We start from the raw sequence: 6,923 nt of genomic DNA on the forward strand, positions 1-6,923 counted from the left end.
GGATTATTTACATATGATAAAAGGCACCAGAAACAGCGAACAGAATATGTTCGGGTTCTGGCGCCTTTGCCTTCAAGGCATATTTTATCGGAAAAAAGATTTACAGGCAACAAATATTTAGTATAATTGAAATGATTTTTTGTTGACCTGTCCATCAGAGAAATGGAGTAGATATGAGCTGGGAAGAAAACGTACGAAAGGTTGTTCCATATGTTCCAGGTGAGCAGCCCAAGATCAGGAACATAATCAAGCTTAACACCAACGAGAATCCCTATTCTCCATCACCACTGGTTTATAAAGCGTACCAGGAAACAGACCTTGACGATTACAGGAAATATCCTGATCCTACCTGCAGTGAGCTGGTGGATTCCATCGCAGAATTTTACGGCGTAAAAAAGGAAAATGTATTTGTGGGAGTTGGCTCTGATGACGTTCTTTCCATGGCCTTCCTCACATTCTTTAATTCGGATAAGCCCATTCTTTTCCCGGATATAACCTATTCGTTTTATGATGTGTGGGCTGACCTTTACAGGATTCCTTACAAGCAGATTCCTTTAAAGGACGATTTCTCAATTGATCCTTTGGACTACTACGTGGAAAACGGCGGCGTTGTGATCGCTAATCCAAACGCACCAACTGGAGTTAAGCTCCCTCTTTCTGATATAGAGGACATTATCAGGAATAACAAAAATGTTGTGGTCATTATTGATGAAGCCTATGTGGACTTTGGAGCAGAGAGTGCTCTTTCTCTTATCGACAAGTACGATAACCTGCTTGTTGTAAGGACCTATTCCAAGTCAAGGTCACTGGCAGGACTTCGGATTGGATACGCCTTTGGATGTGAGAAGCTTATAAAATATCTTTTGGATGCCAAGTTTTCTTTTAACTCCTACACAATGAACATGCCTTCATTAAAGCTGGGCGCAGCAGCTATGAAGGACAAGGAGTACTTTGAGGAGACTGTAGCTAAGGTAGTTGCCACGAGAGAGAAGTTTAAGGTATCTCTAAGAGAGCTTGGGTTTGAGTTTGCGGACTCAGCCACTAACTTCGTTTTTGCAAGACACCCACAGAAGCCAGGAAAAGAGATATTTGAATATTTAAGATCAAATGGTATAATAGTGCGACGCTTTGACAAGCCAAGGATCAGCGAGTATCTGAGGATCTCCATCGGAACTGATGAGGAGATGGACAAGCTTGTCAGCACGTTAAAAGAGTATCTTTAAAAATAAGAATAGGAGTTTTTTATGTTAGCATTTTTTAAAGAGTCACTAATTGGTCAGTATATTACAGTGTTCATCGTTTCTATGGTGCCACTTATTGAGCTGCGTGGAGCAATCCCTTTTGCCTATGCTTTTACACACACAGGAACAGGCTTTAACCTTGTCATGGGATATATCCTTATTGCCATCGGCAATATGATCCCGGTTCCTCTCATTTATTTCTTCGCAAGGAAGGTTCTTGAGTGGGGAAAAGACAAACCGGTGATCGGAAGGTTCTTCACCTTCTGCCTTACAAAGGGCGAAAAGGGTGGACAGAAGCTTCAGGAAAAAGCAGGACAGGGACTGTTTGTAGCGCTTATGCTCTTTGTAGGAATTCCTCTTCCTGGAACAGGTGCATGGACAGGAACACTTGCGGCCAGCATCCTTGATATGGATTTCAAGAAGACCGTCACAGCTGTTATCTGCGGAATAGCCCTTGCAGCACTTATCGTTAGTATCGTTTGCGCTCTTGGTTTTGGTGCATGGTTTGGAATCACAGGCTGATATAAAGTGCAGCCTTACAGGAGAATATAAATGGAAGCATATACAGATTTTGCAGCAGTATATGACACCTTTATGGATGAGACCCCATACGAAGTATGGGGTACTTTTGTTGCTGGACTAATTGATAAATATGGCATCTCAAAACCTGTGTCAGGTCCTGCCAGTCAGGGAAAAGAACTTTCAGAAGAAGCCTATGATACTGCTGAGGATTCAGAGCAGGCACTTGATGAAGAGAAGAATCTTGTGGTAGAACTTGGCTGCGGAACAGGTTCTTTTACCCAGGTCATGAAGAATCTTGGCTATGACATAATGGGAATAGACATGTCTCCTGAGATGCTGAACCTTGCAAGGCAGAAGAGTGCAGATGCTGGGCTTGATATCATGTATCTTGAGCAGGACATGAGAGAGCTTGATCTTTACTGCACAGCTGGAACCATAGTCAGCGTCTGTGACAGCGTGAATTATGTTCTTGAGGATGAGGAGATCATTGAGACCTTCAGACTTGTGAACAACTTCCTGTATCCAGGTGGAGTGTTCATCTTTGACTTTAACACTCTTTTCAAATATCGCGATGTTATCGGAGATACCACAATTGCGGAAAACCGCGATGACTGCAGCTTTATCTGGGATAACTACTATGATGATGACAGTCATATTAACGAGTACGACCTGACAATCTTTGCAAAAGTGGATTCTGAAAAAGAGCTTTTTGCAAGATCAGTTGAGACTCACTATCAAAGGGGCTACACCCTGGATGAGATGAAGGGGTTTGTGGAGGCAGCAGGGCTATCCTTCGTTACAGCAATCGATGCTGATACCCACGAAGATCCTACAGATGACAGTGAGAGAATATATATAGTTGCAAGAGAGCAGGGAAAATAAATGTAAAGAGGCGCCGCTGATGCGACGCCTCAATTTATATTTACGGCTATTTAGATTTCTATGATGCCCTCAAAAACTGTTGTTGCAGGGCCTTCCATGATAACAGAGGATTCGGGATTTCCGTCCCAGGTGCAGGTTACAATCCCCCCAAGGACGTGGACGTTTACTGTGGAATCTGTGTGGCCATTTAAGATGCAGGCCACAGTAGTTGCACAGCATCCTGTGCCACAGGCAAGAGTTTCGCCGGTTCCTCTCTCCCAGACTCTCATGTGGACATTACCACGGTCGTCTACTTTTACAAACTCAGTGTTGGTCCTGTTTGGGAAATATTCATGGCTTTCAAATTGTGGTCCGATGTGCTCTATATCAAAGGTATCAAGGTCCATATCATCAGGAAGAAAAACCACTGCATGGGGATTTCCCATGGAGACGCAGGTCATGTGCCAGTCTCTTTCGGCAGCTGTGATAGGATAGTCGATCACTGCATCCTTGGGGATTCCGGGAAATGAACTGGTGCAATCAGCATTTACTGAAACTGGAACCTCAGAAGCCTTAAGGATCGGAGCGCCCATATCCACCTTTACGCTTTCGACCTTGTCATCAGGACCTACTGCAAGGTTTATGTACTTGTTCTTACCTGCACTTACTATAGTTAGCTGTTTTTTATTGGTAAGGCGATGGTCGTACACGTACTTGGCTACGCATCTTATGCCGTTTCCGCACATTTCAGATCTTGAGCCGTCAGCATTGTACATCTCCATCTCAAAATCAACAGCCGGGTCATCCACTGGATTTATGAAGATCAGTCCATCGGAGCCTATTCCAAAGTGCCTGTCTGAGACTTTTCTGGCAAGCTCAGATTTCTTTTCGTCAGGGATCAGCTCTTTTCCCCCATCTATATAAACATAATCATTGCCACAACCGTGCATCTTTGTGAATCTAATTTCCATGCCAGAACCTCCCATCAGATTTTTCGCAATTATATAATATCATATTTTTCTTGCAAAAATGTATACAATTATACAAAGTTGATATAAAATAACCACAACAAAAAATTCAACAAGGAGAATCCGCTATGTACAGACCAAACGAAGACTACCTTAAACTTCCAGGAAGCTATCTTTTCAGCACCATTGCAAAAAAAGTAAACGCCTATCAGGCAGCTAATCCAGATAAAAAGATCATAAGGCTTGGAATTGGCGATGTGACTCAGCCCCTGTGTCCTGCAGTTATTGAGGCACTTCACAGGGCTGTTGATGAGCAGGCTGATCCTGCTACCTTCAGAGGATATGCTCCGGACCTTGGATATGAGTTTTTAAGAAAAGCCGTTGCAGAAAATGACTTCAGAGCACGTGGCTGCGACATAGCAGATGATGAGATATTTATTTCCGACGGAGCAAAGAGCGACTCAGCCAACATCCAGGAAATCTTTGACAGAGATTCAAAGATCGCTGTTTGCGATCCTGTCTATCCTGTATATGTGGACTCCAATGTAATGGCTGGCAGATGCGGAGATTACGATGAAGCTACCGGTATCTGGAGCAACGTTATCTACATGCCATGCACTGCGGACAATGGCTTTGCCCCTGAACTTCCAAGCAAAACTCCAGACATCATCTACCTGTGCTTCCCAAACAATCCAACAGGAGAAGCCATAACAAAAGACAAACTCCAGGTTTGGGTTGACTATGCAAATAAGGTAGGCGCTGTCATAATCTTTGACGCAGCCTATGAGGCTTATATATCTCAGGATGATATCCCTCACTCAATCTTTGAGTGCGAGGGCGCAAGAACCTGCGCAATAGAGCTTAGGTCTTTTTCTAAAAATGCCGGATTTACAGGGCTTAGACTTGGAGCAACCATCATTCCCAAGGACCTTAAGGTGACCCGTGATGGAAAAGAGGTAATGCTCCACAGCCTCTGGGCAAGGAGACACGGAACCAAGTATAACGGAGCTCCTTATATTGTTCAAAGGGCTGGAGAAGCCTGCTACTCAGCAGAGGGCAAGGCTCAGATAAAAGATATGGTGGCAAAATATATGAAGAATGCCACATACATTTTAAATGGCCTGAAAGACGCAGGATATCAGGCATTTGGCGGTGTGAACTCACCTTACGTATGGCTTCGCACACCAGATGATATGACAAGCTGGGAATTCTTTGATCATCTTCTTGAAAATGCAAATGTTGTGGGAACTCCAGGTTCAGGCTTTGGACCAAGTGGTGAGCACTACTTCAGACTTACAGCCTTTGGCAGCTACGAAAACAGCGTCGAGGCATTAAATAGAATAAAAGCATTATAAATTGTACGATAACTGCGCTTATATGTTTTATAATATAAGTGCAGTTATTTTTTTATCGAAGGAAAATTTGCGGGTAATGGATACCGAGATCAAAAAGCTCACAAAAAAATACGAGAGCAATATGATAATCAGCGGCAGAGGTATGCTGTTTTTAGGCCTGTGGAGTGTCTTTAAGCTTGTTGTGGGGTATATCTTTGGGGCAGATGAAATTGTTGATTCTCAGCTGGATCTGCCGGATATAGATGAAGCTGCAAGAGAGCTGATAGTATGGCTTATCATAGCTGCAACCTGCCTGGTGATAATGCTTTCTTGCCTTTATGTCGGGATAAAAGCTATAAGGTATGGCAGAGGTATAAAAAGAAAAAAAGGATTCCTTGTTATTGTTGTAATTATTGGAGTGCTGAACATAGTGGGAATACCGGGGTATTTTAAAGAACTCAATACATCTGACTGGGACTCTGCCATTGCTTCAGCCCTGGTGGATCTCACCTTTGCATACATGTCCTTTGACATGGTCTACTCAGCTATAAGACTGGGAATGCTAAATAAGAAAAGGCTAAAGGAGGCGTAGGTATGCAGGAAGATTTTCACTATTATGCAACATACTGTGCAGCCATTTTAGCCGGATATTCCCATGAAGAGAGTCTGACTATCTGCTACAGCGCTCAGTTTGTGGACCTTTGTTCAAAGACCTATCTTAGCTCCATCAAAGCTCCATTATCTGCTGCAACTACCCAGCTTCAGCTGGAGATGATGGACGCAAGAACAGATGTCATCGGACTTCAGGATATAACAAGGATCTGGGCTTCTTTCCACTTTTTGCCCAAGGATCTTTATGTAAAAAAGAAATGGCGCCCTAAGGTCTACATGAATAAGTACAGGCTCATCTGCGGGCCTAATTCCGACCTTATGTTAAAGACTGTGGAGCTTGCCAAGGATAAGCCTCTTCAGAATGTGGGCATTGCAATGCACGTCCTTGCTGATACCTGGGCCCACGCCAACTTTGCAGGGACGCCTTCTCTTGTTATCAACAATACCGGAAAAGAGTTCTATGAGATAGTAGAAGAGGACGGCGAGGAAAAAGAGATCAGGATCAAGTTCAGACACAGCGCCTCTCAACCAGATGACCTTGAAAAAAGAATATTTACCAACAGCCTCTTCCAGAGTAATGAACATTCTATCATGAACCTTGGACACGGAAGAGCAGGACATCTGCCCGATTACTCTTTTATCAAATACAGGTACTATCCTGCCTGGGGCGAGTATGGGGACATCGTTAAGGATAACCCAAACGACTACTACAAGGCCTTTTGCCAGATGGTATATGCAATGAAATATATCAGGGGAAAAGAGCTCTTTTTCGAAAAGGACAAATATGATGTGCCTGAAGTTGCGCTCCATGAACTCAGGATAAGGGAGATAATAAACAAGAGGCAGATCCTTGCCAGTGATGACTGGAAAGAGTTTGGGCAGGAGTTATCAGGAAAAGAGATATGCGACTTTGACGTAAACAGATATCAGAGCGAGTATATACAGGCTGATGCTTCTTCCAAAGAAGATACATTTTTAGGCAGATTCATTGATGGGGCCATAGCTCATAAGGCCATGGTTTCAAATGAGATAATGTCCTCAGGCAATATTTTAGCCGGTTTTGTAAAGGTGCTTATTAAATGACCAAATTTCAGAGACTAAAAAACTTAATATATGGACTTTTGCTTATAGCGTCAGGCATGATACTGCTATATATTCCAGAGAATGCCTTTGTCTTTCTTTTGCTGCTTTTATCAACTACGCTCCTGATATCTGGAATCAACACGCTTACCTACTACTTTACCATGGCCAGATTCATGGTGGATGGCAAGATGATGCTGTACAAAGGTATCATTGTCTCTGACTTTGGCGTACTTACAGCGTCCCTTGTGGATGTTCCCAGGCAGTTCGTGCTGGTGTATCTCATTGGCGTCCACGCATTTTCA

General features: G+C 43.3%; 8 protein-coding genes. 7 read left to right on the top strand and 1 reads right to left on the bottom strand.

Going from position 1 to position 6,923, the window contains the following annotated elements:
- Positions 1-173: 173 nt before the first annotated feature.
- The 3 genes from hisC to J6I68_RS10800 are packed head-to-tail and all read left to right on the top strand — an operon-like array spanning position 174 to position 2,645.
- Positions 174-1,223, top strand: a complete 1,050-nt coding sequence (gene hisC / locus J6I68_RS10790; protein ID WP_292220257.1) for a histidinol-phosphate transaminase — start codon at positions 174-176, stop codon at positions 1,221-1,223.
- A gap of 21 nt (positions 1,224-1,244) precedes the next feature.
- Positions 1,245-1,763 carry a COG2426 family protein gene (locus J6I68_RS10795; protein WP_292220258.1) on the top strand — a complete coding sequence of 173 codons (519 nt, stop codon included), beginning with the start codon at positions 1,245-1,247 and terminating at the stop codon, positions 1,761-1,763.
- A 30-nt stretch (positions 1,764-1,793) separates the two neighbouring features.
- Entirely contained in the window at positions 1,794-2,645 is an 852-nt protein-coding gene (locus J6I68_RS10800; RefSeq protein ID WP_292220259.1) for a class I SAM-dependent DNA methyltransferase, read from the top strand.
- A 50-nt stretch (positions 2,646-2,695) separates the two neighbouring features.
- Here J6I68_RS10800 and dapF read toward each other — a convergent pair whose 3' ends face one another.
- Positions 2,696-3,589 (bottom strand): diaminopimelate epimerase, encoded by an 894-nt coding sequence (gene dapF, locus J6I68_RS10805; RefSeq protein WP_292220267.1) that lies wholly within the window; start codon positions 3,587-3,589, stop codon positions 2,696-2,698.
- A 131-nt stretch (positions 3,590-3,720) separates the two neighbouring features.
- Here dapF and J6I68_RS10810 point away from each other — a divergent pair, with 131 nt between their 5' ends.
- The 4 genes from J6I68_RS10810 to J6I68_RS10825 form a co-directional block, all read left to right on the top strand.
- Positions 3,721-4,947 carry an LL-diaminopimelate aminotransferase gene (locus J6I68_RS10810; protein ID WP_292220261.1) on the top strand — a complete coding sequence of 409 codons (1,227 nt, stop codon included), beginning with the start codon at positions 3,721-3,723 and terminating at the stop codon, positions 4,945-4,947.
- Between the two features lie 76 nt (positions 4,948-5,023).
- Entirely contained in the window at positions 5,024-5,518 is a 495-nt protein-coding gene (locus J6I68_RS10815) for a hypothetical protein (RefSeq protein WP_292220262.1), read from the top strand.
- 2 nt (positions 5,519-5,520) lie between these two features.
- Positions 5,521-6,621: a DUF6765 family protein gene (locus J6I68_RS10820; protein ID WP_292220263.1), complete on the top strand. Its 1,101-nt coding sequence runs from the start codon at positions 5,521-5,523 to the stop codon at positions 6,619-6,621.
- Positions 6,618-6,923 (top strand): DUF308 domain-containing protein (locus tag J6I68_RS10825; RefSeq protein ID WP_292220265.1); only part of this gene is annotated, 306 nt, incomplete at its 3' end. The genes J6I68_RS10820 and J6I68_RS10825, both read left to right, overlap by 4 nt.

Origin of the sequence: Butyrivibrio sp. (genome assembly GCF_017940685.1) — a bacterium.
Lineage (GTDB): Bacteria > Bacillota > Clostridia > Lachnospirales > Lachnospiraceae > Butyrivibrio.

Excerpts from the sequence above, each read along its gene's own strand:
- hisC (WP_292220257.1), top strand. The coding sequence starts at position 174 with ATGAGCTGGGAAGAAAACGTACGAAAGGTTGTTCCATATGTTCCAGGT.
- J6I68_RS10795 (WP_292220258.1), top strand. The coding sequence starts at position 1,245 with ATGTTAGCATTTTTTAAAGAGTCACTAATTGGTCAGTATATTACAGTG.
- J6I68_RS10800 (WP_292220259.1), top strand. The coding sequence starts at position 1,794 with ATGGAAGCATATACAGATTTTGCAGCAGTATATGACACCTTTATGGAT.
- J6I68_RS10810 (WP_292220261.1), top strand. The coding sequence starts at position 3,721 with ATGTACAGACCAAACGAAGACTACCTTAAACTTCCAGGAAGCTATCTT.
- J6I68_RS10815 (WP_292220262.1), top strand. The coding sequence starts at position 5,024 with ATGGATACCGAGATCAAAAAGCTCACAAAAAAATACGAGAGCAATATG.
- J6I68_RS10820 (WP_292220263.1), top strand. The coding sequence starts at position 5,521 with ATGCAGGAAGATTTTCACTATTATGCAACATACTGTGCAGCCATTTTA.